We start from the raw sequence: 1100 nt of genomic DNA, 5'->3' as shown, positions 1-1100 counted from the left end.
ACCTGCTCCGAATGAATCACCAGCACTATTGAAACTATTAAACTCTGAGTTATTGAAACCTTTTCCTACTTGAGAAGGCTTATCTGCAGACGTGTAATATTCTATGGTTTGTGAAATTGCTTTACCTGAATGCGCGGCGACGAGCGCGATAGGTAAAACTGTTTTTAAATTAAACTTCATGCATTTTCCTTAATTTAAGTTGCTATTGGTCAAAGAAATCATTTTCAAATTTGGCTTTCTAGCTATAGTAACTTCAATCCGTATTTCTAAGGTTTATTGCGCCTTCTCTACTGTCAAAACCAAGCCCTATCGCGTAAGGGCCCCCGGTGATAGAGCCGCCAAACAAAACCAGGGTTACAGCCCTTTACTCACAAGAAAAAATATTGATTGCATCATATCAGCGTGAAAAACTAGCGCTTTATCTTAGCAAAGCCTTTTTACTATTAAGCTGGAAATAAAAACTGGATACGCTCACTACCTACCGCTTCATGGCAAATTGGTCACTCGGACCAAAGTAACAAAATTAAGTAGCAGCCAAAGGGGCACAGAGTAATGCCCCCTATTTATGTGTTAGGTGGATTTAGTACTGACCTAGGTACGAAGCACAGCCCTCTAATTCATATGCATCCATTCCTTTATAATAGGCGCGAACCTCTCCTAATCTTTCTTGGCCACGCAGCGCTTCGCCATAGAATTCGAAACTCGACGTATCATTGCCTTTAAACAGAGTAATTCGCTCTACTTTAGATTCTTTGTAATGTTGCAGATTTAGTTTTAGTACAGCAAAATCTTTTGCTCCTTGGTGACTTGCTTTGTAGGTACCCTTACCCATGAATTCGATGCCTTTGTACATCCCGTCATAAAGCGAGTTGGAAGCAATTATCATACGCTTGGTCGACTTAACGCACACCTTAAGGTATTGCTCGAATGTTGCAAAAAATGGGTTTTCGCTCTTTTCGATGTATAGCACGCCTTGGTGCATTCGATTACCATTGATTGGGTTCAAGTCCGTTGTAGGGAATGGAACAAAATCAGAGGGTCGCCCGTCATTTGGGTTGCCCGCATCACTAGAGTCACCAGCACCAAATGAATCACCTGCA

2 protein-coding genes are annotated in these 1100 nt (G+C 41.5%); both read right to left on the bottom strand.

Features of this window, described 5'->3' with window-relative positions; all coding sequences use genetic code 11:
* Positions 1 to 180: hypothetical protein (locus tag N480_RS21655; RefSeq protein WP_155732924.1), on the bottom strand; the 180-nt coding region annotated here is incomplete at its 3' end.
* Positions 181 to 580: 400 nt separating this feature from the next.
* Positions 581 to 1100: hypothetical protein (locus tag N480_RS25710; RefSeq protein WP_196761539.1), on the bottom strand; the 520-nt coding region annotated here is incomplete at its 5' end.

It is taken from the genome of Pseudoalteromonas luteoviolacea S2607 (genome assembly GCF_001625575.1).
Lineage (GTDB): Bacteria > Pseudomonadota > Gammaproteobacteria > Enterobacterales > Alteromonadaceae > Pseudoalteromonas > Pseudoalteromonas luteoviolacea_E.
Note: the sequence above shows the minus strand (reverse complement) of the source record. Positions and strands in the feature narration are given on the sequence as shown.